This is a genomic window from Falsibacillus pallidus, from assembly GCF_050990905.1.
Lineage (GTDB): Bacteria > Bacillota > Bacilli > Bacillales > DSM-25281 > Falsibacillus > Falsibacillus pallidus_A.
Genome location: NZ_CP158866.1, coordinates 732,374 through 757,122, shown reverse-complemented (window position 1 = coordinate 757,122; position 24,749 = coordinate 732,374). Strand labels below are relative to the sequence as shown.

At 38.0% G+C, this 24,749-nt stretch carries 32 protein-coding genes; 18 read left to right on the top strand and 14 right to left on the bottom strand.

Going from position 1 to position 24,749, the window contains the following annotated elements; genetic code table 11:
- Window positions 1-31: 31 nt before the first annotated feature.
- Entirely contained in the window at window positions 32-382 is a 351-nt protein-coding gene (locus tag ABTV07_RS04025; RefSeq protein WP_433747813.1) for a DUF2178 domain-containing protein, read from the bottom strand.
- Window positions 372-611 (bottom strand): helix-turn-helix transcriptional regulator, encoded by a 240-nt coding sequence (locus tag ABTV07_RS04020; protein WP_433747811.1) that lies wholly within the window; start codon window positions 609-611, stop codon window positions 372-374. Before ABTV07_RS04020 ends, ABTV07_RS04025 begins: the two co-directional genes overlap by 11 nt.
- Window positions 612-920: 309 nt before the next feature.
- Between ABTV07_RS04020 and ABTV07_RS04015 the strand changes: the two genes are divergently transcribed.
- The 5 genes from ABTV07_RS04015 (at window position 921) to ABTV07_RS03995 (ending at window position 3,405) form a co-directional block, all read left to right on the top strand.
- The gene (locus ABTV07_RS04015) at window positions 921-1,397 is read left to right on the top strand and encodes a hypothetical protein (protein WP_433747809.1); all 477 of its coding nucleotides are present in this window, start codon (window positions 921-923) and stop codon (window positions 1,395-1,397) included.
- Between the two features lie 157 nt (window positions 1,398-1,554).
- Window positions 1,555-1,917: a YciI family protein gene (locus ABTV07_RS04010; protein WP_433747807.1), complete on the top strand. Its 363-nt coding sequence runs from the start codon at window positions 1,555-1,557 to the stop codon at window positions 1,915-1,917.
- A 48-nt stretch (window positions 1,918-1,965) separates the two neighbouring features.
- Entirely contained in the window at window positions 1,966-2,634 is a 669-nt protein-coding gene (locus ABTV07_RS04005) for a Type 1 glutamine amidotransferase-like domain-containing protein (RefSeq protein ID WP_433747804.1), read from the top strand.
- Between the two features lie 133 nt (window positions 2,635-2,767).
- The gene (locus ABTV07_RS04000) at window positions 2,768-3,103 is read left to right on the top strand and encodes a YciI family protein (RefSeq protein WP_433747801.1); all 336 of its coding nucleotides are present in this window, start codon (window positions 2,768-2,770) and stop codon (window positions 3,101-3,103) included.
- An 86-nt stretch (window positions 3,104-3,189) separates the two neighbouring features.
- Window positions 3,190-3,405: a hypothetical protein gene (locus tag ABTV07_RS03995; protein ID WP_433747799.1), complete on the top strand. Its 216-nt coding sequence runs from the start codon at window positions 3,190-3,192 to the stop codon at window positions 3,403-3,405.
- A gap of 88 nt (window positions 3,406-3,493) precedes the next feature.
- Here the strand turns inward: ABTV07_RS03995 and ABTV07_RS03990 are convergent, their stop codons facing one another.
- The 3 genes from ABTV07_RS03990 to ABTV07_RS03980 all read right to left on the bottom strand — a co-directional run bounded on the left by ABTV07_RS03990 (window position 3,494) and on the right by ABTV07_RS03980 (window position 5,273).
- Window positions 3,494-3,925 carry an SRPBCC domain-containing protein gene (locus ABTV07_RS03990; RefSeq protein WP_433747797.1) on the bottom strand — a complete coding sequence of 144 codons (432 nt, stop codon included), beginning with the start codon at window positions 3,923-3,925 and terminating at the stop codon, window positions 3,494-3,496.
- 40 nt (window positions 3,926-3,965) lie between these two features.
- Complete coding sequence (locus ABTV07_RS03985) at window positions 3,966-4,535, bottom strand: dienelactone hydrolase family protein (RefSeq protein ID WP_433747794.1); 570 nt, start codon at window positions 4,533-4,535, stop codon at window positions 3,966-3,968.
- Between the two features lie 273 nt (window positions 4,536-4,808).
- Window positions 4,809-5,273: an NUDIX hydrolase gene (locus tag ABTV07_RS03980; RefSeq protein ID WP_433747792.1), complete on the bottom strand. Its 465-nt coding sequence runs from the start codon at window positions 5,271-5,273 to the stop codon at window positions 4,809-4,811.
- 201 nt (window positions 5,274-5,474) lie between these two features.
- On the opposite strand from ABTV07_RS03980, the gene ABTV07_RS03975 reads away from it, so the two are divergent.
- Window positions 5,475-6,152, top strand: coding sequence for a 5'-methylthioadenosine/adenosylhomocysteine nucleosidase (locus ABTV07_RS03975; RefSeq protein ID WP_433747789.1), 678 nt, complete (start codon window positions 5,475-5,477; stop codon window positions 6,150-6,152).
- 93 nt (window positions 6,153-6,245) lie between these two features.
- Here ABTV07_RS03975 and ABTV07_RS03970 read toward each other — a convergent pair whose 3' ends face one another.
- Together ABTV07_RS03970 and ABTV07_RS03965 are read right to left on the bottom strand one after the other, a co-directional pair.
- Window positions 6,246-6,500 (bottom strand): hypothetical protein, encoded by a 255-nt coding sequence (locus ABTV07_RS03970; protein ID WP_433747786.1) that lies wholly within the window; start codon window positions 6,498-6,500, stop codon window positions 6,246-6,248.
- Between the two features lie 115 nt (window positions 6,501-6,615).
- A complete protein-coding gene (locus ABTV07_RS03965; RefSeq protein WP_433747783.1) occupies window positions 6,616-7,074 on the bottom strand; it encodes a DUF523 domain-containing protein in 459 nt (152 codons plus the stop codon).
- Between the two features lie 243 nt (window positions 7,075-7,317).
- Between ABTV07_RS03965 and ABTV07_RS03960 the strand changes: the two genes are divergently transcribed.
- The 4 genes from ABTV07_RS03960 to ABTV07_RS03945 all read left to right on the top strand — a co-directional run bounded on the left by ABTV07_RS03960 (window position 7,318) and on the right by ABTV07_RS03945 (window position 10,498).
- Window positions 7,318-8,100 (top strand): class I SAM-dependent methyltransferase, encoded by a 783-nt coding sequence (locus ABTV07_RS03960; RefSeq protein ID WP_433747781.1) that lies wholly within the window; start codon window positions 7,318-7,320, stop codon window positions 8,098-8,100.
- 176 nt (window positions 8,101-8,276) lie between these two features.
- Window positions 8,277-8,798: a hypothetical protein gene (locus tag ABTV07_RS03955; RefSeq protein WP_433747778.1), complete on the top strand. Its 522-nt coding sequence runs from the start codon at window positions 8,277-8,279 to the stop codon at window positions 8,796-8,798.
- A gap of 88 nt (window positions 8,799-8,886) precedes the next feature.
- Window positions 8,887-9,186, top strand: a complete 300-nt coding sequence (locus ABTV07_RS03950) for a hypothetical protein (protein ID WP_433747776.1) — start codon at window positions 8,887-8,889, stop codon at window positions 9,184-9,186.
- A gap of 232 nt (window positions 9,187-9,418) precedes the next feature.
- Window positions 9,419-10,498 carry a DUF3626 domain-containing protein gene (locus ABTV07_RS03945; RefSeq protein WP_433751082.1) on the top strand — a complete coding sequence of 360 codons (1,080 nt, stop codon included), beginning with the start codon at window positions 9,419-9,421 and terminating at the stop codon, window positions 10,496-10,498.
- Window positions 10,499-10,906: 408 nt separating this feature from the next.
- Here the strand turns inward: ABTV07_RS03945 and ABTV07_RS03940 are convergent, their stop codons facing one another.
- Window positions 10,907-11,626: a hypothetical protein gene (locus ABTV07_RS03940; protein WP_433747773.1), complete on the bottom strand. Its 720-nt coding sequence runs from the start codon at window positions 11,624-11,626 to the stop codon at window positions 10,907-10,909.
- Between the two features lie 218 nt (window positions 11,627-11,844).
- On the opposite strand from ABTV07_RS03940, the gene ABTV07_RS03935 reads away from it, so the two are divergent.
- Window positions 11,845-12,594: a class I SAM-dependent methyltransferase gene (locus ABTV07_RS03935; RefSeq protein WP_433747771.1), complete on the top strand. Its 750-nt coding sequence runs from the start codon at window positions 11,845-11,847 to the stop codon at window positions 12,592-12,594.
- Window positions 12,595-12,759: 165 nt separating this feature from the next.
- Here the strand turns inward: ABTV07_RS03935 and ABTV07_RS03930 are convergent, their stop codons facing one another.
- From ABTV07_RS03930 to ABTV07_RS03920, 3 genes are read right to left on the bottom strand one after another with little or no spacing between them, the layout of a single operon-like run.
- Window positions 12,760-14,619: an ABC transporter ATP-binding protein gene (locus tag ABTV07_RS03930; RefSeq protein WP_433747768.1), complete on the bottom strand. Its 1,860-nt coding sequence runs from the start codon at window positions 14,617-14,619 to the stop codon at window positions 12,760-12,762.
- The gene (locus tag ABTV07_RS03925; RefSeq protein WP_433747766.1) at window positions 14,616-16,340 is read right to left on the bottom strand and encodes an ABC transporter ATP-binding protein; all 1,725 of its coding nucleotides are present in this window, start codon (window positions 16,338-16,340) and stop codon (window positions 14,616-14,618) included. The genes ABTV07_RS03930 and ABTV07_RS03925 overlap by 4 nt, the downstream gene beginning before the upstream one ends.
- Window positions 16,333-16,818 (bottom strand): MarR family winged helix-turn-helix transcriptional regulator, encoded by a 486-nt coding sequence (locus tag ABTV07_RS03920; protein ID WP_433747763.1) that lies wholly within the window; start codon window positions 16,816-16,818, stop codon window positions 16,333-16,335. Before ABTV07_RS03920 ends, ABTV07_RS03925 begins: the two co-directional genes overlap by 8 nt.
- Before the next feature lie 239 nt (window positions 16,819-17,057).
- Between ABTV07_RS03920 and ABTV07_RS03915 the strand changes: the two genes are divergently transcribed.
- The 4 genes from ABTV07_RS03915 (at window position 17,058) to ABTV07_RS03900 (ending at window position 20,527) form a co-directional block, all read left to right on the top strand.
- Window positions 17,058-17,771: a peptidase E gene (locus ABTV07_RS03915; RefSeq protein ID WP_433747760.1), complete on the top strand. Its 714-nt coding sequence runs from the start codon at window positions 17,058-17,060 to the stop codon at window positions 17,769-17,771.
- Between the two features lie 53 nt (window positions 17,772-17,824).
- Complete coding sequence (locus ABTV07_RS03910) at window positions 17,825-18,376, top strand: GNAT family N-acetyltransferase (protein WP_433747758.1); 552 nt, start codon at window positions 17,825-17,827, stop codon at window positions 18,374-18,376.
- 516 nt (window positions 18,377-18,892) lie between these two features.
- A complete protein-coding gene (locus tag ABTV07_RS03905; protein ID WP_433747756.1) occupies window positions 18,893-19,822 on the top strand; it encodes a phosphotransferase enzyme family protein in 930 nt (309 codons plus the stop codon).
- A 237-nt stretch (window positions 19,823-20,059) separates the two neighbouring features.
- On the top strand, window positions 20,060-20,527 hold the full coding sequence (locus tag ABTV07_RS03900) for a GNAT family N-acetyltransferase (RefSeq protein ID WP_433747755.1): 468 nt from the start codon (window positions 20,060-20,062) through the stop codon (window positions 20,525-20,527).
- A 209-nt stretch (window positions 20,528-20,736) separates the two neighbouring features.
- Here ABTV07_RS03900 and ABTV07_RS03895 read toward each other — a convergent pair whose 3' ends face one another.
- The 3 genes from ABTV07_RS03895 to ABTV07_RS03885 are packed head-to-tail and all read right to left on the bottom strand — an operon-like array spanning window position 20,737 to window position 21,419.
- Window positions 20,737-20,859, bottom strand: coding sequence for a tyrosine-type recombinase/integrase (locus tag ABTV07_RS03895; RefSeq protein WP_433751081.1), 123 nt, complete (start codon window positions 20,857-20,859; stop codon window positions 20,737-20,739).
- Window positions 20,841-21,128: a tyrosine-type recombinase/integrase gene (locus tag ABTV07_RS03890; protein WP_433747752.1), complete on the bottom strand. Its 288-nt coding sequence runs from the start codon at window positions 21,126-21,128 to the stop codon at window positions 20,841-20,843. Before ABTV07_RS03890 ends, ABTV07_RS03895 begins: the two co-directional genes overlap by 19 nt.
- Window positions 21,129-21,158: 30 nt before the next feature.
- Window positions 21,159-21,419, bottom strand: a complete 261-nt coding sequence (locus tag ABTV07_RS03885) for a hypothetical protein (protein ID WP_433751078.1) — start codon at window positions 21,417-21,419, stop codon at window positions 21,159-21,161.
- Window positions 21,420-21,799: 380 nt separating this feature from the next.
- On the opposite strand from ABTV07_RS03885, the gene ABTV07_RS03880 reads away from it, so the two are divergent.
- The 3 genes from ABTV07_RS03880 (at window position 21,800) to ABTV07_RS03870 (ending at window position 24,617) form a co-directional block, all read left to right on the top strand.
- Entirely contained in the window at window positions 21,800-23,020 is a 1,221-nt protein-coding gene (locus ABTV07_RS03880) for an MFS transporter (protein WP_433747750.1), read from the top strand.
- A 131-nt stretch (window positions 23,021-23,151) separates the two neighbouring features.
- Window positions 23,152-23,568: a cytidine deaminase gene (locus ABTV07_RS03875; RefSeq protein ID WP_433747748.1), complete on the top strand. Its 417-nt coding sequence runs from the start codon at window positions 23,152-23,154 to the stop codon at window positions 23,566-23,568.
- 650 nt (window positions 23,569-24,218) lie between these two features.
- Window positions 24,219-24,617 carry a hypothetical protein gene (locus tag ABTV07_RS03870; protein ID WP_433747745.1) on the top strand — a complete coding sequence of 133 codons (399 nt, stop codon included), beginning with the start codon at window positions 24,219-24,221 and terminating at the stop codon, window positions 24,615-24,617.
- Window positions 24,618-24,749 lie beyond the last annotated feature (132 nt).

Sequence of the window (24,749 nt, the reverse complement as noted above, 5' to 3'; positions counted from 1 at the left end):
AGCACAAGAACCGTCCCCTCGTTTCCTTGCCTTATGAAAAATCCCTTTTATATTGGACAGCCAAGTAAATTCCTCCAGCTATGAACGCCAGCGTGTATTTGAACAAGAAGAACATGTTCCACATATAGTCTTTCGGAAAAAGCACATCACATAAAATGATTGCCAACAGCATATAGTAACTGCTTTTCAAAAAAATCTTATGGGTCCGTTCATCGTCTTGCCCAATCTTCTTATAAAATATATAGCAAAAAATCGCACTGGCAATAAGCAGCAGCCCACCCACTCCAATGAGAACATTCCAATTTGTTGAGGATTGTTCAGCCCAAGACTTTAAAGGATAAAACATTGCGTTAGGGATATCAGAGATAGACTTAATTTTCATCTTGATCATTTCCTTTCACATAAGTAAAAACATCTTTTACATCCACGTTAAAAAATTGAGCAATTCGAAAAGCTAACAGCAGAGTCGGAACATAATTTCCTTTTTCCATGACAAAGATGGTTTGCTTGGAAACCCCTACCCTCTCTGCCAATTCCTGCTGAGACATTCTGGCAAGTACGCGATATTCATAAACCTTATTTGATATCGAATCACCAAAATCTTTCTTCATGACAACCACCTCTTGGATCTAATCATAAACTTTTTTTGCATTAAAGTAAAGTAAACTTATACAAAATAATAAAATTTGTTTATTTTATATTTATATACTTATATTAAGTCAAGACAGAAAGCGAGAAACATGGGGACGGTTCTTCCGCTTCTTTTTGAACCCCGCCGTCCGATTCATCATGAGTTTTTAATTATTCTATAAAATTCATTTGGAATTTTATGTTAAAGTATTTTTAAGACACAGGACCTCTCTTCTCTGAAGCAGAGTTCAATGCTTAAAATTTTCTGGGAACGGATGGTGGTCTTTGATATGAGTGACCAAGCAATTTATCAATTAACTCTCTTATCTATTTTTGTTGGCCCCTTTGCTTTTAGGCTTGGTGGAAATAAGAAGCTTTCCCATTTGAACTGGGGCATTATTTTGATGTTCTTCGCCAGCTGGTATTGGGCAATGCACTATAAACTAACGCCCCACAAGACTTATATAGGTGAAGCGGCTTTTTTTGTTATGGTGTTTCTGGCTACAGCGATAAGCTGGGGCTCGCTTTTCTATCTACTCAATCGAATTTTAAAGATTGGCTATTTACGAGTTATGTTTGGATGTGTGCTTTTAGCCTGTTCCGTCCTCTTATTCACTTTCTTTCTTTATGAATCCTCCCCTGACTTCGATATCTTTTATGCCCGATACCATATCAACTTCATGTTTTTGTTGATTCTAAGCTGCTTAGCCAGCAGCCTATTCACTAAAATCAGAGCCCATGGAGCAAAATTAGATGAAGAACAATAGATTGCATACACAATAGGAGTACCAATTGCACAGCGTTCTGTACTCCTATTTTTTTATGAGAAAATGGCAATTCCAGAAACTGAAAGGTGATATTGAATTTCTGTGGAATTGTATTAAGGAGACAGACTGAGGGTCTTCTAAGGAGGATGAACTGAAAATGAAATTTATGATGATTGTGAAGGCTTCAAAAGATTCGGAAGCAGGGACCATGCCGAAGGAACAGATGGATAAGATGTTTGCTGCCATGAAGGAATATAATGATGAATTGAGGAATGCCGGAGTTCTGGTGGCAGTTGGTGGACTCCTGCCAAGCTCCCAAGGCATTCGCTTGTCTTATCCTATACCGGGAGAACCGCCGATTATTACCGAGGGGCCATTCGATGCAGTTAATGAGTTGATCGCAGGCTATTGGTTCATAGATGTAGAATCCCACGAGGAAGCGATCAAATGGGCAATGCGCGCGCCTGATCCACATGGTCTTGGAGAAGGACAGATTGAACTGCGCCAAGTTGCCGAATAGTCATACTAGCCGCTGGAATCCCAATACATAAATTTAAGGAGTGACATTATGAAATTACTTCTCACATCTGCAGGCGTCAATAACAAAAGCATTCATGACGCGCTGGTCGACATGCTGGACAAGCCAATCGCCGAATGCAATGCCCTTTGCATCCCCACCGCGATGTATGGACACCCCTGGGTTGGCCCTGGCGTAAGAACCTGGGAGTTCATCAGCGGGAATTCCGAGAATCCAATGGTTGATCTAGGCTGGAAGTCCGTCGGGGTACTGGAACTCACAGCGCTGCCAAGCATCGACAAAGAACGGTGGGTGCCGCTGGTCCAAGAGACGGATGTCCTCCTAGTGTCTGGCGGCGACGCCCTCTACCTCTCCCACTGGATGAATCAATCTGGGATGGCAGACCTATTGCCGTCACTGAATGCAGTTTATGTAGGAATGAGTGCCGGCAGCATGGCGATGGCCCCGAAAATAGGGGAATTCTTCGTTGGCTGGACTCCCCCTTCTGGTAATGATGATGCACTTGGGTTGGTTTATTTTTCAATTTTTCCTCATTTGGAACACGAAATGCTGCCGCATAACACGATGACTGCAGCAGAGAAATGGGCTGGGGAGTTGCAGGGGCCGGCGTATGCCATCGATGATATGACTGCCATCAAGGTCGTGGACGGAGAAGTCGAAGTTATTTCTGAGGGGCAGTGGAAATTGTTTTCGATTTGATTTTATTGGTTTGGTTCAAAATCACCCTGTAAGTTGGTTGTTGGATAAATAGTAGCAGCAAAGCTTCAATTTATTTTAAAAGGAGAAATTAAAAATGAAATTTCTATGTTTAGGTTACTTGGAGCCAGCGAAAATGGATGCTCGCCCAAAGGACGAGATTGATACTGTTATGCAAGAATGTCAGTCTCACCTAGAAGTATTCTATAAGAGCGGCCAAGTGGTGATGGATGCTGGCATCTCCTCCGAAACGAAATGCTTGCGTCGGGAAAACGGCCAAGTGAAGGTTACGGACGGTCCATTTATCGAAACGAAGGAGATGATAGGAAGCGCTTTTCTTATAGAAGCACGGGACATGGAGGAAGCGATCCGCATTGCTTCCTTACACCCGTCAGTACAGGTTGATGCGGGAGAACAATTTGGGTGGAGGATTGAGATTCATCAGATCCATTACTTTGAATCAAGAGATTAGGAAGCAAAGGGACGGTTCTATTGCTTCCCCTTTGACAAAAAGGAAGCAGGAGAACCGTTCCCCTGCTTCTCGTTGGGGGGATATTTTTGAAAAACACAAAGTTGAGAATCGTATGGATTATTCCAAATGTATTTTGTTACTTGATGCTAGTTGGACTATCCATCTGGGTAGCGGCTAATAGTGAAGGATTGCAGGAAATCAATAGATTATCCATTTATGTGATCTTTATGATTCTACTTTTCTTCGTGTCCATCTTCGGCAGCTACCGGATTTGGGGATGGATAAAAGAAGGGAAAATGTAATGGGAGCATGGGGACGGTTCTGGTGCTTTATTCCTCAATTAAAATAGAAACACGAGAACCGTCCCCGTGTTTCTTCCTCTTAATAATTTCACTTAACTAATGAAGCCCTTAAATTAACGCCATATTCTAAATAACCCTTTAAACATGTCAACATATAGACCCAGCCCTCTTTATTATCTAACAATTGATTTATTATATTGTTTTCATTTTCATTAAAACCCTCTTCGTTGATTTCAATGATACTTTCAGAATTACCTAATTCATGCAGGGTAATAGTAACTTTATTCCCTTCCTCCTTCGCACCCCAATAAAAGGCGATTTTCTTATTTAACTCGATTTCTGCTATTTTTATATCGCCTTGAGCATCATATTCATCATATTTAAGTGTAATTGTCTTACCTTGTTCCCACCTTTCGGAACTCGATGTGAACCAAAAGTTACCTATTTTTGAAGGGTCAACAAAAGCTTCAAACAATTCATTAACTGGTTTCAATATTTTCATTTTCGTAATGTTATTCATAAAATTCTCTCCTTGGATTTATTAATAATATAATGTTGTACTAGGCGAGAAAGTCAAGAATCCGCTTAATCACAAGTTTCGTCGCGTCAGCATCGTAAGACGGTAAACTGCTGTCGGTGAATAGGTGCTCTTTGCCATCGTACAAAAAAAGTTCAGCGTGATGGGCCGATGCTACAAGCTCACGGGCCGCGTCGATGTCGCCGTCTTCAACGAAAAAAGGATCTGAACTCATTGCGTGAATTTGCACAGGCAGGTCGGCCGGCCACTGAGATTCGAACGCAGAGGTCGGGAGGCAAGCATGAAAAAACAGTGCTCCTCTGGCACCATCACGAGTTTGAGCGAGCTGCTGTGCTGCCGGGACACCAAGTGAAAAACCAGCATAGACGACATCGTGTGAAAGCTCGCCGGCTGCCCGAACGCCGCGCGCCGTCACTTCATCAAATCCGATTTCCTTAACAAATACCAAGCCTTCCTCCAGCGAGGAAAATGTGCGGCCTTCAAATAAATCTGGTACGTGCACCGTATGCCCCGCTTCTCTCAGTTGATCGGCGATTGCTTCAATCCCCTCCGTTCGGCCTAAAACATGGTGTAACAACAAAACTTCTGCCATCGTTTATTCCTCCAATTTAATGAATTTCATATTTCTATGCTTCGACAAGAAAGCCCGTATGACCTTTCAGAACTTTACGATTTAGAAATATCTTAACTTTATAGAATCAATCCCTTGCTTATTCAATAGTCATTCTTCGTTAGTTGAATTAGAGTAGATACTGTCCATGAATTCTGTTTTAGAAGGAACTGTGAGGAATTATGTCAAGGAGTTATGTGCTTAGCACGATCTCACAATAGAAAACATAAGAAAACTAAGTTATTTCAAGTTAGTTCACAGCATTTTACTAAACGCTCTTAAAAACACTTTAAACAAAGAGATTTTAAATGGGGAAACTGTAATAGAATCCTTTATTATTGTTTCCTTATGTAGCAAATAATTGTGAATTTGTTTTCTTCTATTAGGAATCATTAATAAGGGCAATCTGTTAAGACTGAACCACTTCACTTTTTCTGTTTCAGGACCATTTTCAATCGGAGAACCACCTTGTAATTCTCCTAAAAATAGATGTTGCATATCGTCATATTGGGGCTGATAATATTCTCCAATTTTTTGTTTGATTGAAATGATATATCCTGTTTCTTCTTGGGTTTCTCTTATAGCACAATTCTCTAATGTCTCATTTTCATCTAGTGTTCCTCCTGGCAAATCCCAGAGAGGATAATCCTTTCGCTTGGCTAGCAATATATGACCTTCTTTATTTAAAACAATCGTGAAACATCCTGACGTTTTTGCCATATAAGTTATTGCCCCTTTTTACAGTAATCTGTTAAGTTTACTTAATAACTTCTACATCAACCACTTTAAACCTTCTAAACATCCCCCGTTACTTTGATAGCAATTCTTCATAGAAGCTTGCGGGAGGTTCTATGATTTACTTCTACCATTACAATAGCAACACGAGATCCGTCTTCGTGTATTTTTAAGGAGAGGTATTTTATGAAAAAAATCGGTATTATAGGCGCCATGCAAATAGAAATAGATTTGTTGTTAGATAAGATGGAAGTAGTCGATGAACTTATGTATGCTGGATTCCCTTTTTATGTTGGAACCCTTTATGGAAAGGAAATTGTGTTAACACGTTGTGGAGTAGGGAAGGTAAATTCAGCATCATGCACTCAGATTTTAATAGATAAATTTAATGTTGAATACATAATAAACACAGGAATTGCTGGTAGTTTGAAGGATAACATTGGTATTTGTGATGTTGTACTATCTTCAGATGTGACCCATCATGATGTTAGAAAAGATCAAATGAGAAACCTATTTCCTTTCCAAGAGACATTTATAGCCAGTGAAGAACTAATAAAGTTAGCAGTTAAAGCATGTGCTTCAAAAGATATTAACTGCCATATAGGGAGAATCATAAGTGGTGAATGTTTTGTAGAAAATCATGAGTTAAGAAGTTCTTTAATAAAAAATTACTCTCCTGCTTGTGTCGAAATGGAAAGCTCTTCAATTGGGCATGTAGCTTTTATAAACAATATTCCCTTTCTTATCATTAGAAGTATATCTGATAATGCTGATGAGGAAGCAATTAACACATACTCTAACTTTGAAAAAATTGCCGGGGAACAGTCGGCTTCAATAGTAAGTGAAATAGTTAGAAGTATTTAGGAAGCAAAGGGACTGTTCTATTGCTTCCTTTTCAACCAAAAAGAAGCACGAAGACCGTCCCCGTGCATCAATTTCACAAAAGGAAAAGTGATTTTAAAAAAACTTCCAGACAATTAATCCGATTATAAATGCAATCGCACCAGAAGAAAAAGCTTTCTTTCTGTCATACACCTCTTTTAAGGCAATGTCTGCAAGTAGGAACCGTAGGAAGCGGAATTTTTCAAAATGAATTAAAATACTTACCAACCAAAACCAAAGTCCAAATAAATACCAAATCGCATAATCTCCTCTGATAATATCAAGAGCCATCAGCAAAAATAATAAATAAAAAATGATTTTCCTAAACAATTAATTTGCTCCCCATTTGTTTTTATTTGATGAAGCAAAGGGACTGTTCTATTGCTCCCCCTTGAAAAAAGGAAGCACGAGAACCGTCCCCCTGCTTCCCCCTGCTTCCATCAACTCAACTGAGATTTTCACCAAACTGCTCTTCAGATATGACTTGCAACCCGTTTCTTCTGAGTAAAGCCGTTGTCACTCCATATCCCGCAATCTTCTCTCCTTTGAATTCACCATTATAGATCATTGAACTTCCACAAGATGGGCTGTTCTCTTTAAGAACAATGATCGTCGCATTCACTTCTTTCGCCTTTTTTAAGGTAGCATAAGCCCCTTTTATGTATAGTTCCGTAACATCTTCACCTGATTTTGCTATTACTTTTGCTTTTCCATCCAATACATCTTCCCCGCTGCCATTTACGATTTCAGCAGGTTCTCTAGGGGTTGAGAATCCGCCAAGCAGTTCGGGGCAAACTGGAATTACTTTATTTTCTTCAATAAGTTTCCGGATTTTTTGATCTAAACAATCCGTCCCGTTATACCTTACTGGCAACCCTGCTAAACAAGAACTGACTACAATCATGCCTGCACCCCTCTTCGTTTTCTCTCTAGTAGAATAAATCTTATTTAAGTATATACTTCAAGACATAGCAACATCCAATTGTTTGGAGTTGCTGTTTTTAATATTCCCTGAAGAAAAGCACATGTTTTTTGCCATTTGTAAGAATAATCCGTTTATTGTGTTACTATTTAAATAAATTCATATTTGATGGTGCATTGTACTTTAATAAGCTAATGGCATCGTTCTTTAAAAGGGGGAATTATAATGGATACAACACAACTAAACAGCGCAGCTTGGGATAAGAAGGTTGAAGAGGGTTCTCGATACACTCAATCTGTAAGCAGCGAAATAATTAACAAAAGCAAATCTGGTGAATGGGAAATCACGGTCACTACTGAAAAATCAGTTCCAAGGAGTTGGTTCCCGAAATCTTTAGAAGGATTGAAAATTCTTTGTTTGGCATCTGGTGGTGGCCAGCAAGCGCCTGTGTTAGCTGCGGCCGGAGCTGATGTAACAGTTACGGATATATCTAAAAAACAATTAGAGCAGGATGAATTTGTAGCTAAACGTGATGGTTTAACTTTAAAAACGGTCCAAGGCGATATGTCGGACCTGAGCGACTTTGAAAATGAATATTTTGATATTGTCATTAATCCTGTTTCTAATTTATTTGTAAAAGATGTTCGCCCTGTATGGAATGAGATTTCAAGGGTTTTAAAAAACAAGGGCATCTTAATTGCTGGATTTACAAATCCTTTATTATGGATTTTTGATGATAATCAAGAGAGAAAAGGTGTTCTTGATGTTAAACATTCCATCCCATCATCTACATTAGATTACTTGCCGGAAGATGAAGTTCAAGACTATATGAATTCTAATCAAACAATAGAATATGCACATACATTGGAAGATCAAATTCAAGGACAAATAGATGCCGGATTTGTTATTTCTGGCTTCTATGAAGATGATTTTGGCGGCACAAGGATTTTAGACAACCATATTAAAACTTTTATTGCTACAAGAGCAATAAAGCTGCAGGTCGAATAAGAGTAAGTCTTTTGAAAAGAGATGAAATGGTTAAGAGCTTGGAAGGCATCCAGGCTCTTTTGCATCTTCCTTAAAAAAGGGACGGTTCTGGAGCTTTCTCTCTACTGTGAAAAAGAAGCAGGAAAACCGTCCCCCTGCTTCCTCTGCAGCTGTTAAATTTACAAGGAGGTTGATTTATGAAGAATAAAAAAATTCTTGTTGTTTTAGGAATCTTATTACTTCTCATAATCCCATACATATTTAACACTAAGGTGTATGGCAATGATGAAAAATCCATTCTAAAGGTAGTCAGATCCATTGACGGATATGACTATCAATCAATAGAAATATTAGCTATTAAGGATATCAAAAATGAACGGATTGTTCCTCTTTTACTGGATAATAATCCTGGTTTTATACAATTCACCAAGAATAAACGCGGGAACTATGAATGGAAACATATTGAGAAGAGGGAAAATCAGTCCCTCGCATCGTTCCCAATCTATATTAATGGTAAAGAGTCGACTAATTTGAAGTTGTTGTTCGTGGCCAATAAAAATAATGAAGTGGCAAAAATGGAATTAGACGTGAACGGTCAAATTTTTAATAGGGAATTTAATGTACATCAAAGTTCTGTTGCCTGGATTGATTTGCCTAAACAGAAATCAATTGAATATCACTATAAGTACTATGACAAAAATGGAAATCTTATTGATTAGTAGGCTATAAAAAACACTTCAAAAAAAACTCAATTAATATAGAAACACTAGAACCGTCCCTGTGTTTCATAGAAAGGTTGGATGGATTTTGATTGTTAAAGTCGATTTTGATTATGAAGATGATATAGAGTATATGATTTGTCCTGCAAAAGTAGGTAGAAATATTAATCGACTACAAGAGGAGTTTTGGGATTGGCTATTTAATAGAAAGAACCAACATCCTTATTGGTGTAAATATGAGAAAGATGGAAACGTTATCTACGGAGTTTCTTATCGAACAGATGCATTTATTTATTGGCTAAATAATGTGAGATTTAATAGAGGCAAAAGTGTTGCAAGGTTAATAAAAGTTCCAAAGTCACCACCTAAAAAAACGATCAGATTCTAAGGTAGTTAATGAAACTTTCAATTAGGTGAAATTTCACTATATTATTGATGTAAATCAACAATAATATTTAACAGATCCTTTATTAAAAATTCAAGTCTTGAATCATCAAATTACATCAATACGCTCAATTATCGAAACACGAGAACCGTCCCCGTGTTTCCCCAAAAAGGATAATCAGGAACCTTTGCTGAATTATTGATTTAAACCAATGAAAAGAGAGGTTTATTTATTTATGGGATTATCCAAATCACAATTACTAGCCTTGGAAAACCTCACTCAATATGCAAAAAACAATACTGATGAAGCTATGCAGACTATAAATCATGTATTAAAAATGTCTAACATTTCGGAAATAACATTTGAAAATGCTGTTGATAAATTAAAGGCCCATGCAAGGATAGGATTACATTTTCATCCTGATAGACCCGTTTCATCTATGAAAACTGTGGCTGAAGCACTGTTAGAGTCTGGAATATATAAGAGCCAGTTTGAAACTCTAATATCTAACGGAAGTGTCTCTGCACATCCAGGCGGCGAAAGAGATTTATGGGAGGAAAAAATATTTGGAGGGGCCTATCAACTCGAGGGAACTACCAATGACCAACGGCCTAAATACGGTGCGTTGAATTTGATGCTGCATCCGGATGGACCTGCTCCGCGTTTTGGTTCATGTTATTTTCTTCTTTCTCCAAAAGTCTCCTATCGTTCCACCTATACCTATTTAGATTCGCATCAAGATCCAAAAGAAAAGGGAACTTATGAACAATTTGACATGATTCTGGCTGCACTATTAGAAGAGGCATTTGTAAGAGGTTTTGCCATCGGTGAAAGAGAGTTGACACCAAGTAGATTAATAAACCATTTGTTATACGATCTTGAAAAACCGTTTGAAGATCCAGCAAAGAAAGAGGCTAATCGCAATCTGAATCACTACATTGAAGCACAAGTACATGGAGATATTTCACTTAAAGAAGATGTAGAGATACTTGTTGCTGACCCTTCATTCAAAGAGACAAACGTTGGTGCTTCCTTAGAAAACATCTGCCATAAGTATTCCATTGAGATGTATTGGCACAGAGGTTTTTCTCTAAAAGTCGAAGAGGTCCCTTCTGACTTTAGAGGACCGACAATGCCAACGCTTGCAAAACGCATTGCCCATAAAAATAGAATCAATGCAAGTGTAATTGGTTCAGCTGTAATGGATTTGCACCTTAATCCTCATCATTTGCAAGACCATGGCTCAATGAAGGATGTTCTCCAGGAATTGAAACTTTTGTGGCATGTACTTGTGAAATATGGAAGACGTTGTTAGGGAATAACACGGAGACGGTTCCGGCGTTTCATTCTTTATTTCTAATAGAAACGAGAAACGTCTACGTGTTCTCAGGGGTAGGTTCTTAAATATAGGGGGCATAGAAGATGAAAGTGTTTAAAGCGAATGCCCGTCACACAAAAAACACCCATTAAAAGGGTGCCTTCTTATCAGTCTTATTTTTTTGTCTAGTAAAAAAAACTATTGCAGATAGATAGAGGATTGAAGAAAGTAAACCAACAAATTCTGATTGCTCATTTGAAGATGAGAATATCATTGACATTATTAAACAAATAATAAATCCTAAAACAAATACACCTAGAGCTTTTAAAATTTCAATAAACAACATTTTAACTCCCTTCAGCTTTGTTAAGGGTTCTGTCCTTTAACACTTTTCTACAACCATTATTAATGTGAAAGACCTGTCAGTTCAAAGAATTCATGTTCCGGTTTCATTATTTTCAACCCTTTTTCTGATTGAAAATAAATCCCCTCATCAGTCCCATAATAAACCTTAATTTTTATATTTCCGAAATCAATGGCACTTATTTTCTCTGTATTAGGCAACTTCTCTTTATCCAGATCAATTGCCTTATTTATTAATGTTTTTATTTTCTCGATTTTAAATTTATCATTTATAACAAAACAATCATCTTGATTTATTTTTTCATAGATACAGATGTTAGTTGGCATCTCTTCAATCCAAGAAGTTGATTTATTAATAGGAGTCTTATCAAAGATGACCTCCGTTCTATTATCGAAATGGTTATACATTGCTGAAATCCATAACTCACCGTCAAATCCATCTTTTCTCCACTCAGAATAAAAGCCAGACCAATCATTTTCTTTGTCATTATCATCCCAGGCTGACTGCTCATGTTCCACTTTCCAGCCAAGCTGTGAAAGCTTGCTCATGTAATAACCATAAATGTCCTCCAGGTGATTTCCTTTCATCACATATTGATTTCTAGTTGGTTTCAACCCTTTAAATAACGGAATGTCTTCATGCTGCTCCGGAATAATCGACATACCTTCATACGTATCATCCGTAACTTTTTGATAAACAAACCAAACCATAACGATTACAAGTATACTCCCCAGAATTACTATTAAACTTTTTTTACTCACCCAATCTCCCCTTAGCCTTTATTCATCAAATAACCCAATTCCCATATTATTCAAGTTTATTTTAACACAGTATGCAATAACTTTTTGAGTATTCACGCCTTAAACAACAGCATTTGTGATGCTAATCATGAGCACTCCTTATTTTCGAAATATTACTTGGGAATTAATGTTAAAATATATAATTATAACCAAATAAGCTTAAAGAATAGGAGACAATTATGAAAACTGAATTCGATAATAAAACAAAAGAATATGCAATGGGAAGACCTTCTTATCCAACAGAAGTATTGAAAACACTCAGTGAGTTGGGAATTAATGAACATTCCACAATCGCAGATATTGGAGCAGGGACTGGACTCCTTACAGGTTTGTTAGGTGAATTGGGCTGCAGGGTGCTGGCCATTGAACCTAATGAATCTATGCTTGAAGGGGGTAAAAAGTATTGCTCAAATAAGGAAAACATCGAATTCATTAATGCCCCTGCTGAAGAAACGACATTGGAAGATAATAGTGTTGATATCATTACGATTGCACAAGCGTTTCATTGGTTTGATAAGCCATTATGCAACAAGGAATTTCAACGAATTTTAAAAGAAGATGGATTTGTCATGATTTTATTTAATGAAATGCAGCAAGATAGTCCATTAGAGAAAGAGTACACGAGTGTTCTTTATCAATATAAAGTAAAAACAAATGCCGCAATTTCCAACTTTGATCCAGACAAAGAAAAGTTTAAATTTTTTGGACAGGATTATACCAAACTGCACTATGATCATTGGCACACATTAACGGAGGAAGGTTTTGTAGCAGGTGCACTATCGCTATCCTTTACTCCTACAAAATCGGATAGCAGCTATGAAGCATTTATAGCAGAGCTTCATGACCTCTTTTCAAAATATGAACAAAACGAAACCATAACGTTCCATTATAAAACCGAGGTTTGTATTTGTAAGTTTGCACAGGAATAAATCTTTCGAATGAAAAAAACGCTCAAATTTCTGAGCGTTTTTTGCTATTCGAAAGCAAGATGTCGTTTCTGATACTTCCTCTCAATCAAAAAAGAAGCAAGAGAACCGACCCCTTGCTTCCCAAAAAAGGAAGCACAAGAACCGTCCCCCCGCTTCCCCTGTTTCCTACCCAACAGCCTTCTCAGAAAATTGACTGTTGTACAGGTCGGCATAGAATCCGTCTTGCTCCAGCAGCTCCAGGTGCGTTCCCTGTTCGATCACGGTTCCTTGGTCCATGACGAGAATCAGATCGGCATCCTTGATGGTGGATAGTCTGTGGGCAATGACAAAACTTGTTCGATCCTCCATCAAGCGATTCATGGCCTTTTGAATAAAGATCTCTGTCCGTGTGTCGACACTGGACGTCGCTTCATCCAAGATCATGATCGGTGGATCGGCTAAAATAGCCCTGGCAATGGTCAACAACTGCTTCTGCCCTTGTGAGATATTCGATGCTTCTTCATTCAAGACCGTCTCATAGCCATCTGGCAGCGTCCGGATAAAATGGTCGGCATGAGCCGTGCGAGCCGCATTTGTAATCTCTTCCTCTGTAGCACCCATTTTCCCATACGCCAGATTTTCACGGATTGTTCCGTTGAATAACCACGTATCCTGCAAGACCATCCCAAAGTTTTTCCGGAGATCCTCCCGGGACATTTCACGTGTATCATATCCGTCAATGAGGATCTTACCGCCATTCAATTCATAGAAACGCATCAGCAAATTGATGAGCGTCGTTTTTCCAGCACCCGTCGGACCGACAATGGCAACGGTTTGGCCAGGCTTCACATGGATATTCATATCTTTGATCAGCATATCCTCTCCATAGCCAAAATCCACGTGTTCAAAATCCACCGCACCTTTTGCTCGCGCCACACTTACATCCGTTCTTTCTTCCGTCTCTTCCTCTTCGTCAAGCAGTTCAAAAACGCGTTCCGCAGCGGCGACTGTCGATTGGATGATGTTGGCGATGTTTGCCGTCTGGGTAATTGGCTGCGTGAATTGGCGAGTATAGGTAATGAAGGCTTGGATATCCCCGATGGAAATGGCACGCTTTGTCACCAGTATGCCTCCGACGACACTAATCAGCACATAGCTGATATTACCGATGAACATCATCATCGGCATGATGATCCCGGAAATGAACTGTGCTTTGCTTCCTGCTTCATACAGTTCTTCATTAACCTTATCAAATTCGACACCGGCTTTTTTCTCATGGCCGAACGCTTTCACGACCTGGTGTCCTGTGTACATTTCTTCGATGTGGCCATTCAATTGGCCAAGCGTCCGCTGTTGATCGGCAAAGTGCTTTTGCGACCGTTTCAAAATCGGCCGGATTGCAAACATGGAAAGCGGGAGACTCACGATCGAGATCAGTGTCAAAAGCGGACTGATCGTCAGCATCATAATGATGATCCCGATGATAGTGACAATGGATGTGATAAATTGCGTCAAGCTTTGCTGCATCGTCGTTCCGATTGTGTCGATATCATTGGACATGCGGCTGAGCGTATCACCGTGAGAGTGTCCATCAAAGTATTTGAGCGGCAGCTTCTCCAGTTTCTTATTGACGTCCTCCCTTAGATCGTACACCGTTCTTTGTGCGACGGTTGACATCAAATATTGCTGAATATACGTAAACAAACTGCTCAATACATACAGTCCAGCCAGGGAGAGAAGGATCTGACCAATGCCGGCAAAATCAATTTCAGCCCCCGGAACCCCCATGAACTTCCCATAGGCTCCCTCGAATAATTTCGTAATGGCGTTCCCCATGATTTTTGGTCCTGCAATCATAAAGACCGTGCTGAGGATGGCTGCGATGAAAACAGCAATCAATCTGTTCCGGCGGGGCTTCAAATAGCTCAGGAGTCTCTTCAAAGTACCTTTAAAGTCCTTGGCTTTCTGCCCCATCATCAGCATGCTTCCGCCGCCTGGACCATGTCCCATCTGCATTCCTTTTTGAGGTCTTTTTTGGCTGCTCATGCGATCTCCTCCTCAGACAGCTGCGATTCAACGATTTCACGATAGACTGAATTGTTTTCCAAGAGCTCCTTGTGCGTTCCGATCCCAGCTACTTCCCCTTTTTCAAGCACAATGATGCGATCGGCATCGACAACCGTGCTTACACGCTGTGCGACAATCAGCACCGTTGCCTCCTTCGTTTCCTCCAGCAAGGCAGCACGCAGTTTCGCATCCGTTTTGTAATCCAATGCTGAAAAGCTGTCGTCAAAAATATAAAGGTCTGGCTTGCGGACGAGCGCACGGGCGATTGAAAGACGCTGTTTCTGCCCTCCGGATAAATTGCTTCCTCCTTGCTCGATCTGCGATTCATATCCATCCTTCATGCGGCTGATGAACTCTTCCGCTTGGGCAATTCTTGCTGCATGCTCGATCTCCCGTTGTTCCGCATTTTCTTTTCCGAAGCGAATATTATCCGCAATCGTTCCCGTGAACAGCAAGGCCTTCTGCGGCACAAAGCCAATTTTTGAACGGACATCCTCTTGAGATGCTTCTCGGATATCCACCCCATTGACGCGGATGGCGCCGCTTGATATCTCATAAAAACGAGGAATCAAGTTCACCAGGGTCGATTTTCCGGAACCCGTTCCTCCAATGACGGCCGTAACTTCGCCTGGTTTTGCGGAAAAACTAATGTCCGTCAATGCAGGCTCCTCTGCTCCAGGATAGCTGAATGTGACATGGTCGAACTCCAGTGTCCCTTTCTCCTGATTCGCTTCCTTCGTTCCTTTATCAAAAAAGGAAGGCTTCATATCCATTACTTCGTTGATCCGCTTGGCAGAAACGGCAGCGCGCGGCACCATGACAAACATCATCGAAGCCATCACGAGAGCAAACATGATTTGCATCACGTATTGGATGTAAGCCATCAGATCCCCAATCTGCATACCCCCGTTATCGATCCGGATCCCTCCGAACCAAATGACGGCAACGACTGTCAAATTCATGACAAGCATCATGATCGGCATCATGAAAGCCATGATTTTATTTACTTTGATCGAAACATCTGTCAAATCTTTATTTGCCTTTTGAAGGCGCTTCTTTTCTTCTTCTTCCCGATTGAACGCACGAATGACGCGGACCCCTGTCAAATTTTCACGAAGGACAAGATTCAGCTTATCCAATCGTTTCTGAACCGTTTGAAAAAGCGGGATTCCCTTATAAAGTATCAATAGGATCGATCCAATTAATACTGGCATGGTGACAACGATGACCAATGATAGCTTTGCATCCTTCGATACGGCCATGATAATCCCGCCTATCAGCATGATCGGGGCGCTGACGACCATCCGCAGTAACATAATGACCACTTGCTGCACCTGGGTGATATCATTTGTGGTTCTTGTTATCAATGAAGCTGTTCCTACTTCATCAAATTCCTGCAGGGTGAATTTTTCAACGTGATAGAACACGTTGCGGCGGATATCACGGCCGAGTCCCATCGCTGATTTTGAAGAATAGTAGCTGGCAAAGATTGATGCCACACCGCCCAAACCGGAAACAAGAAGCATCCAGCCACCAATTTTCCAGATGTATGGCGTATCTCCCTTCACCACACCATTATCAATGATGTCGGACATCAGGGTCGGCAAATAAAGCGTCGCCATGGACTGAATAAAGATAAATACTAAAACGGCGATGACACTCCATTTATAAACGGATAAATTCTTTAATAGTTTAATCATTTATACAATCTCCTTGCTCTGTCGATTGTGATTCCAAGAAATCAATGATCTTCGCGTGGGATTCCAGCAGATTCTCATACTCTTCATCTGAAAACAGCTGAACAGCCGTTTCAAATACGTCATGGACGCTGCCTTCCTGACGATGAATGGTCTTGAAAAAGTTCTCCCCTTTTTCGCTGAGTGACAGTTGGACTTCCCGCCGGTTTTCCTCCAGTTGCTGCCGGTGCAGCCACCCATCCTGAACCAGCCCGTCAATTGCCTGGCTGAGGGTGCTCTTCGGAAGGAATGTCTTTTCCCTCAATGTTTTCTGAAGCATAGTTTTTAAAGGGGCAATGGTCATTAAAATTGAATATTGCGGAACGGTGAGCCCATTTTCCACGGCTGTCCGTTGAACGATGCGCATCAAATTTTTCTGGACGCGCCAAAAGGAATGCATCAGCTTGACCGACCGGGTTAAATTCTGGTTATCATTCTCCACTTTCATCATCTCCTTCCGATATCGAACGGTTCCAAACCGAACAATTCTAAACTGATCGATTCCAATTTACTCCTTTGACCTGCTGCAGTCAAGGAATGTCATTAGACAAATACTGCGGAGTGTTTCAAGGTGCCTAAAGGGACTATCCGCCTCACGCAACGGGAAGAAAAAACAGGAAATAAGCCCTCATTAGCGAAATAATAAATGGAGAATATTCTTATGGGTGGTGCTTTTTAAATATGAAATTAGCTTTAATTGGCGGCGGATTTGTCAAACATGCGGACAATTTCCATATAAATAAGCGGTTGGCGGAACTGACTGAAAAGGATGCTCCAACTGTTTTATTTATCCCTACTGCCAGCAATGATGAAGAAGATTACATAAACGAATTTATTGAGGTCTTCGGGAACCTATTACACTGCCGGGTGAGTGTGCTGCGTTGTGTGAGTGAGACTCCTGAAGAAATGGATATCATGGAAATGGTCGACGCGGCTGACTTGATTTATCTCGGTGGTGGAAATTATCTCAATATGATGGAAAAGTGGCGTGAGCGCAAATTGGATGAGATCCTGATAGACGCATTAGAAGCAGGAACGTTCATTGCCGGCATAAGTGCAGGTGCAATTTGCTGGTTTAAGAGTGGGATCCGCTCTGATTATGAAGGAGAGGGGTATATAGAGAGCCCTGGTTGGAGTGTGATCAATCAAGTTTTCTGTCCGCATTACAATCAATCAGATAGAGCCAATGAATTTCATCAGATGCTTTTTAAAAAGGAAGTTGAAAGTGCACTCGCACTAGAAGATGATTGTGCGTTGTATGTATCAGACGAAGGCATTGAACTTATTGGAGAACCTTCCAAGGCATGGAGCATTCAAGTGAGGGACGGGGAAATCATTAAGTTGAATTTAGATAGTACGGGTAGGGTTCTGGAGCTCCCTTCCTCTATTAAATAGGGGCATAACAAAATTATTCAAATACCGAGCAAATCAATATAAAGGGTGTTTATATGAACAAGCAAAGATTTTTTCCTGAATTAGATACTAGCAGATTAAAATTAAGATATGTCAACGATGCTGACGCCGATTTTATCTTTAAGCTTTTCAGTAGTGAAAAGATTTGTGAATTTCTCTATGATGAAGAGTTATTTACAAGTAAAGAGGAAGCAATCGAATTTATTGAGTCGTATAAAAATCCAGAAGAAAAAGGATACAATAGATGGATTATAGAGAAAAAAGACAGCAATGAAAAGATTGGTACCTGTGGATTTCATTTATGGGACAGAACAAATAATATTGCTGAAATAGGGTATGATTTGTGGAATGAGTTTTGGGGATACGGATATATGAAAGAGGCATTGATTGCAGCAATAAATAGTGGTTTTAGCAATATGAAACTAAATAGGATCAATGCATATGTAGCTTTGGAAAATAAAAAGTCATCAAATACATTAGAAAGCTTAGGTTTCATAAATGAAGGCATATATCGTGACAAGCATTTGTTTAAAGGCAAATACTATGACCATTTTTCTTATTCATTATTAAAGAAAGATTGGAATTAAGGAAGCACAGGGACGGTTCTAGTGCTTCCTTTCTTAAACAAAATAATATACAAGCTGAAAAAGAGATAGAATTAGTGAAGTTTGATAGTAATAGTAAAAGAGAATTAATGCCTTGGTAGTTGGCAATAGGGGGATACAACATGGAGAAACAACAAAAGTATAAATGGATAAGACAATTAAAATGGTACGAATACCTCTTAATAGCTTATATTTTTCTTTTTAATATCCCCTATTCAATTTATTTGTTTTTGAATGGCAATCGGGTTGATATATACCCAGGGTACTTAATCCAAGCTATTATATGTTTATTTCTCCTATGGTTGTCTTATAGGGAAAAAAGAAGACGATAACTACGAAGCACAGGGACTGTTCTAGTGTTTCCTTTTTCATTTTAAATAGAAGTACAACTAACGGTGCAGTTTTATTCAATCGAGATATTCCAAATAATGGAGGATATCACTCCCGTTTTGTAAGAATATACTAATAAGAATTTTTTGAATGGGAGGGTCCATCCGTATGGATTATGTAGATATTAAGAATATTTCCTCGAGTTGGGGTATTGAAATAAATAACCACAAAAAACTATCTGAACGGGCAACATTAATCATTACTAATAATAATGAAAAGTTCATTATAAAGAGAAAGGATAATTCAGAAAACTTTAATAGTGAATTAAAACTGATTGGACTTCTAAGAAATAATAATCTCTTAACACATTATCCTCTATATAATAAACACGGAGAATTTAGCGTGACTTACAAGGATTCGAATTACTCAATATATAACTACCTTGAAGGTTCCACCTTTGAAGCTGAGGAGAGTTTGCGAAATCCTATAATACCTAACCTTCTTGGAGAAACCATTGCAAACTTAAATAAAATAATGAGATCTGCCGATTTTTTAAATGAATACCCTTTTAAAGATTTATACAAGATGGTATACGATTTTGCCATAAATGAAATTTCCAAAGTAGATCCTTCACAAGAATTGCAAAATTTGTATCATGACTTGGAAGAGGATATAAAGAACCGGGTTGAAATACTTCCAAAACAATTAGTACATAGGGACGCTCATATTCATAATGTTATATTTAATAATAATCATCTTTCTGGTGTAATTGATTATGAAATCGTGGAAGTCAATGTTAACATCTTTGATCTTTGTTATTGCTCCACAAGTGTTTTAAGTGAAGTTTTTTCTAAAGAGGAGTTAAGGAAAAGGTGGATTGATTTTGTTGGAGATTTAGTAGCTAAATATAATGAAATAAATCCATTATCTCATAAAGAAAAAGAGTCTATTTGGTACGTTATGCTTTGTATCCAAACTATATTTATGGCTTATTTCTCAAGTAACGCTGACATATATAAAATTAATAAAGCAATGTTTCAATGGATTTTTGAAAATAAAAGTAATATAGAAGGTCAATTTTTACTTAATGTAACTTAATAGCTATAGCTACCGCTGTTTGAATTTTTGTGAAGGAATGGACTTAAACAAAAATGTGCTTTCGTTTTATAAGAAATTAGCTACTACGATATAACAGCGCTCAAATTTTCTGGGCGTTTTTGTTTGCCCTTTATACAGCGAAGAAGCACAACAAACTTATTTGACTAACGGTGCAGGTTAATTAAAGTACAAATTTATAAAAACGAGATAAAAAATCAAATTGATAAGGGGAATATTATGATTGAAATATTAGCTTATGAAATGCAATACATTGGAGGTAAAGTAGAATCAAAGTTAAACTTAACCGCATATTCTGATGAATTTTATGATAATTACCAGAAAATATATAACGAGTGTTTTTACGATATGAGAAAAGCATTAGAAGTAAAACCATATAATTTCTATTCTTCAAAAGAACAGATTGTTGAAAAGAAAAATAATATATATCTATTGATACAAAATGAAAAACTCATCGGTTCGGTTGCTTGTTACGGCAATGAAATAGATGACCTTATTGTAAATAAAGAGTTTCAAGGTCAGGGGTATGGAACACAACTACTTTATTGGGCAATAAATAATATTCAAAATAATTCTAGAGATAAAGAATTACCGATAACATTACAGGTAGCAAAATGGAATGAAACTGCTGTAAGTTTGTACGAGAAAAACAACTTTAGATGCACAAAGGTTGATAAAATAAGATAAAAACAATGGGGTCATGTTATTTCTCAATATCCCTGAATTATTCTTTATTGTGTGCTTTATTGCTAAATCCTGCTGAGTATGTGAACTAACGTACTTAAACTATAGGGGGCAAGAATTGAAAAGAGCAACCCCTTTTTTTCGGTGTTGCTCCAGAAGATAATCAATTAGAAATACTTCTGATAAAACTCTTTTCTAAGTCTTCCATTTAGTTAAGCATAAATGCGGGTTGTTTCACTTTTATCATGCCCCATTAAACTTTGGATCACTTCAAGAGGGGCTCCGTTGTTTAATAAATGCGTGGCATAGCTGTGTCTTAGTTGGTGGGGGTGAATTTCTTTATTAATACCTGCACGACTTGAAATCCGTTTAATATTTGTGCAATGCTCATTCGATGAGGATACCGTTCTGTGACAAAGATAGCTGGGTCTTTATCAGTACGGCTATCTATGTATCGTCTAAGCCAAATGTCGCAGCGAATATTGAAATACACTTCTCTTTCCTTATCTCCTTTGCCTCTAGCAATCGCTGACCGATTAGACCAATTAATACAATTTTTCTCAAGTGAAACAATTTCTCCAATTCCGCAACCAGTAGAGAACATGAAATCGAATAAGGCTTTTTCCGTATAGGTTCAACAAGCTTCACGTAAGTGTTCAATTTCTCTTTCGGTTAAGAATTTAGGGATGCGTTTTCTGACTTTGGGTTCTCTGATTTTTGCAGCTGGATTTTTAGGAATATGCCCTTCTTCATGTGACCAACGAAACAGAGACTTCATAAAACGGATCCTATGTGAAAGGCTTGATGGATTTAGATGTTCATTAGATTCAGATAGGTAGCATTTTAATTGTTCGGTAGTTAGTATTCCAATCTCTATGTCATTAAAATAGCGAATAAGAAGTGTTGCTTGGAGGCGGTAGGCTTTTAATGTATGAGGAGAAAATACCTCAATCCTTTTATCAGATTCATTCTTTCTTATGCTTTCGATAATAACATTTTAATTCCTCCTTAATATAATACATATATTAAAGGAATTATTGTCCATTTTATCGAAATGAAAACTTATTGAAGTCACGGGGCAGTAGAGTTGAATAAGGGCAACGTTGAAGTTTACAGAAATTTATGAAATGATACTTTTAATAAATGATTGGGAGGAATATCCATGGTTTTGATTATTTATCAGAATCCTTTTGATATATAACGCTATATACGACCTCCGCCTAAAATGTCTAATTTCATTAAATTATAATAGTGGACATTTTAAGGGGGATATTTATGAATAAACAATTACTAGTTTTATTGATAGGACGTATTATCACTAATTTTGCTGATAGTTTTTATATGGTAGCGACAGTCTGGTATGTTAAAACTGTTACAAACTCACCTTTTTTGATTGGTTTAACCAGTGCAGTTGTAATCTTGCCCGTAACGCTTCAATTTATCTATGGTCCTATAATTGACCGTTATTCAAAACGAAAGATTTTATATTTTGCAATGATAGGGCAGGCCATTATTGTTAGCGTAATCTCAATGTTGTACTTTACACATCTTTTGTGGCTCCCACTTTTGCTCTTAATGATGTTTCTTTCGTTTTTGTTTTCTGAAATTACTTTTCCGACTGAAAGTTCTTTAATTGAAGTTTTATGCCCTCGTGAAAAGTTAACAAAGGTGAATTCCATTTTTGAATTTTGTTATCAATCACTTGACACTATTTGTAATGGCATTTCGGGAATTCTTGTCTTATTTATTGGAGTTGGTTTTATCTACGTCTCCAGTAGTTGTTTATTATTCTTTGTAGGGCTAATTTTTCTTGTATATCTTAAAGTTCCAAAGACTAAAAAAGAGTCTGAGGTAACAACTATTGGTTTTTTAAAGCAGTATAAAGTTGATTTTATTCAGGGTTTTCAAGTTGTAAAAGAACAAAATATCCTGTTGAGTATAGTCTTTGGGGTTATAGGATTGAACGTTATGGCGACGATGGGAATTGCAATGCTTCCTGTCATATCTAATACCTCTGCTCAATACGGCTTCTGGTTAACCGCAATGTCAATCGGGACTTTATTAGGAGCATTATTAGCAAATAAGGTGGAAAAAGTTCCATTGAACCTTGTAATGCCAATATCTTCTTTGTTTGCAGGGGTGTTTTGGATTTTTTCAACTCTCTTAGTGAATAAAATAATTTTTGCTACCATATTGTTTGGTATTGCTTGGATTGGTATTGGAATTATAAGTATTTATGTCCAAACTTTAATTCAGGTGAATCTACCCGAAGAATACCTTGGACTCGGTTTCGCTTTTATTTCATCAATATTAGGTTCACTAAGTCCAATTGGATATTTTATTGGTGGTTTAATTGGTGGTCTTACATCTGGGAAAGTTATTTTATTCATCTCAGGATTGGGTTATTTAGGGTTTGCAGTTTACTTTTTATTAAACCCAAAGTTGAATGGCTTAAAAAATCAACTGAATAAACGGTTTGAACATTCAAACGAATAGTTAAAAGGTTCCCTTTCTTGGGGGAGCCTTTTAACATAGTTCTTCAACTAACGGGGGCGTTACTTTAATAATGAAATAAGATGCTACAATTATGCCCGGAAAGAAAAAGGGAATAATTAGGGGGAACAAAATTGGATATAGAACAAAATTTATATCAAGCAGCAAAAGAACTGATTGTAAAAAGATACCCTACTGGCTGGGGTGGTGCAGCAGCAATGTACACTAATAATGGTGAAATATTGACGAGTGTTGCTCCAGATGTCATAAATGCTTCAACAGAGTTATGTATAGAAACAGGTGCGATTTTGGAAGCACATAAATTTAATACAAAAATTACTCATTCACTTTGTGTTGTAAGAGACGATACAAATGAAGAATTTAAGGTACTAACTCCTTGCGGGGTTTGTCAGGAAAGATTGATTTACTGGGGAAGTGATGTAAAGGTAGCGGTCTCTTCAAATGACGAACCATTACTTTTCAAAACATTAGAAGAAGTACAGCCATATCATTGGTCTAAAGCATATAAAGATGAAGAGTTATTTGATTAACGGTTGCATAAGTTGCACATGCAACTCAAGAAATTTAAAATTGTATGCCCCTATTGTTGCACAACACAAGAATATTACTCAACAGATAATATTTTATATTAGAGCACATTGCTAATGATTAAAAGCCTAATTCTTCATTTAAAAAAGAAGAATTAGGCTTCTGTCCTTTTAATATTTGTTTTATTGGTAAACCCATAGGTGCCAAAGATATGGTACATTACTGTGGCTTTACTCAGACTCAGAGGACCTACTATCTTAATTAAGCAACCAGGAATTGATGCTTTGATAAATAGTTGATTTAATACTCCTCATCATTTACATAAACCCCTTTGTCTTCTTTCATCAAGCTTAGCTAAAGCAGCCTTTCGCCTCTCTTTAGTGGTAGCAATATCGAGATGAGGGGTACCAGAAGAAGAATGACCAAGTTGATCCATAATAAGAGGGATTTCTCCATTCGATTGGTCTGCTAAGTTTGTCGCATAAGTGTGGTGTAATTTATGTTGAAACATTCTTTTATTGATATAGTGTTCTATTCAACGATTGCCTCTATTGCCCTTTTATTTGAAGAAGGACTGAATATATATTTTACAATATGTTACAATTTAGTTTTAAAGAGTATACTTATTACCTTTTATGGAGGAACATAATCGTTGTTATTAAACCCTGAGGAGTATGCAAAAGTTTGTAAATGTTCATTAGAATTAGCAGAAAAAAGATGTTCTTACTTTAATAATTTATACTACAAGCTCCTTCAAGTTGTTTGTCCTTCCTGTAAGGCTGATTATACTAAATTGAAATACAATGATGACGGAAAAAATGAAAACTCAAGCTTTTTTATTGAGTGTATCGTTTGTGATGATAAATTTTCTCTTGATGATTCAAGATTGCGTGATTGGGTAGCTTCAGGAGGTTTGTTTGATCAGGTGTTAGATGTAATTAAACATGGTAAGAGTTCAGTAATGGGATTTGAACATGGTGATTTATCAGACGAAGAGTGGGTTCAATTTGTAACCGAGTCAACAAATAAATTATATAACGATGATTTGTAAATAATTGTGCTTAAACAAACGGGGCAGGTTAGTTAAACAGATATGATAAACTTCTCTCGAAGAAAGGGTGTCTAAATTGCGAAAATACCTAGGGATTATATCCATCTTAATCCTAATTGGCACTTATCTAAT

What these genes read in the sequence shown, in the direction of transcription:
- ABTV07_RS04025 (WP_433747813.1), bottom strand. Translation starts at nt 382, where the DNA reads ATGAAAATTAAGTCTATCTCTGATATCCCTAACGCAATGTTTTATCCT.
- ABTV07_RS04020 (WP_433747811.1), bottom strand. Translation starts at nt 611, where the DNA reads ATGAAGAAAGATTTTGGTGATTCGATATCAAATAAGGTTTATGAATAT.
- ABTV07_RS04015 (WP_433747809.1), top strand. Translation starts at nt 921, where the DNA reads ATGAGTGACCAAGCAATTTATCAATTAACTCTCTTATCTATTTTTGTT.
- ABTV07_RS04010 (WP_433747807.1), top strand. Translation starts at nt 1,555, where the DNA reads ATGAAATTTATGATGATTGTGAAGGCTTCAAAAGATTCGGAAGCAGGG.
- ABTV07_RS04005 (WP_433747804.1), top strand. Translation starts at nt 1,966, where the DNA reads ATGAAATTACTTCTCACATCTGCAGGCGTCAATAACAAAAGCATTCAT.
- ABTV07_RS04000 (WP_433747801.1), top strand. Translation starts at nt 2,768, where the DNA reads ATGGATGCTCGCCCAAAGGACGAGATTGATACTGTTATGCAAGAATGT.
- ABTV07_RS03990 (WP_433747797.1), bottom strand. Translation starts at nt 3,925, where the DNA reads ATGAATAACATTACGAAAATGAAAATATTGAAACCAGTTAATGAATTG.
- ABTV07_RS03985 (WP_433747794.1), bottom strand. Translation starts at nt 4,535, where the DNA reads ATGGCAGAAGTTTTGTTGTTACACCATGTTTTAGGCCGAACGGAGGGG.
- ABTV07_RS03980 (WP_433747792.1), bottom strand. Translation starts at nt 5,273, where the DNA reads ATGGCAAAAACGTCAGGATGTTTCACGATTGTTTTAAATAAAGAAGGT.
- ABTV07_RS03975 (WP_433747789.1), top strand. Translation starts at nt 5,475, where the DNA reads ATGAAAAAAATCGGTATTATAGGCGCCATGCAAATAGAAATAGATTTG.
- ABTV07_RS03965 (WP_433747783.1), bottom strand. Translation starts at nt 7,074, where the DNA reads ATGATTGTAGTCAGTTCTTGTTTAGCAGGGTTGCCAGTAAGGTATAAC.
- ABTV07_RS03960 (WP_433747781.1), top strand. Translation starts at nt 7,318, where the DNA reads ATGGATACAACACAACTAAACAGCGCAGCTTGGGATAAGAAGGTTGAA.
- ABTV07_RS03955 (WP_433747778.1), top strand. Translation starts at nt 8,277, where the DNA reads ATGAAGAATAAAAAAATTCTTGTTGTTTTAGGAATCTTATTACTTCTC.
- ABTV07_RS03945 (WP_433751082.1), top strand. Translation starts at nt 9,419, where the DNA reads ATGGGATTATCCAAATCACAATTACTAGCCTTGGAAAACCTCACTCAA.
- ABTV07_RS03935 (WP_433747771.1), top strand. Translation starts at nt 11,845, where the DNA reads ATGAAAACTGAATTCGATAATAAAACAAAAGAATATGCAATGGGAAGA.
- ABTV07_RS03930 (WP_433747768.1), bottom strand. Translation starts at nt 14,619, where the DNA reads ATGAGCAGCCAAAAAAGACCTCAAAAAGGAATGCAGATGGGACATGGT.
- ABTV07_RS03925 (WP_433747766.1), bottom strand. Translation starts at nt 16,340, where the DNA reads ATGATTAAACTATTAAAGAATTTATCCGTTTATAAATGGAGTGTCATC.
- ABTV07_RS03915 (WP_433747760.1), top strand. Translation starts at nt 17,058, where the DNA reads ATGAAATTAGCTTTAATTGGCGGCGGATTTGTCAAACATGCGGACAAT.
- ABTV07_RS03910 (WP_433747758.1), top strand. Translation starts at nt 17,825, where the DNA reads ATGAACAAGCAAAGATTTTTTCCTGAATTAGATACTAGCAGATTAAAA.
- ABTV07_RS03905 (WP_433747756.1), top strand. Translation starts at nt 18,893, where the DNA reads ATGGATTATGTAGATATTAAGAATATTTCCTCGAGTTGGGGTATTGAA.
- ABTV07_RS03900 (WP_433747755.1), top strand. Translation starts at nt 20,060, where the DNA reads ATGATTGAAATATTAGCTTATGAAATGCAATACATTGGAGGTAAAGTA.
- ABTV07_RS03890 (WP_433747752.1), bottom strand. Translation starts at nt 21,128, where the DNA reads ATGTTCTCTACTGGTTGCGGAATTGGAGAAATTGTTTCACTTGAGAAA.
- ABTV07_RS03880 (WP_433747750.1), top strand. Translation starts at nt 21,800, where the DNA reads ATGAATAAACAATTACTAGTTTTATTGATAGGACGTATTATCACTAAT.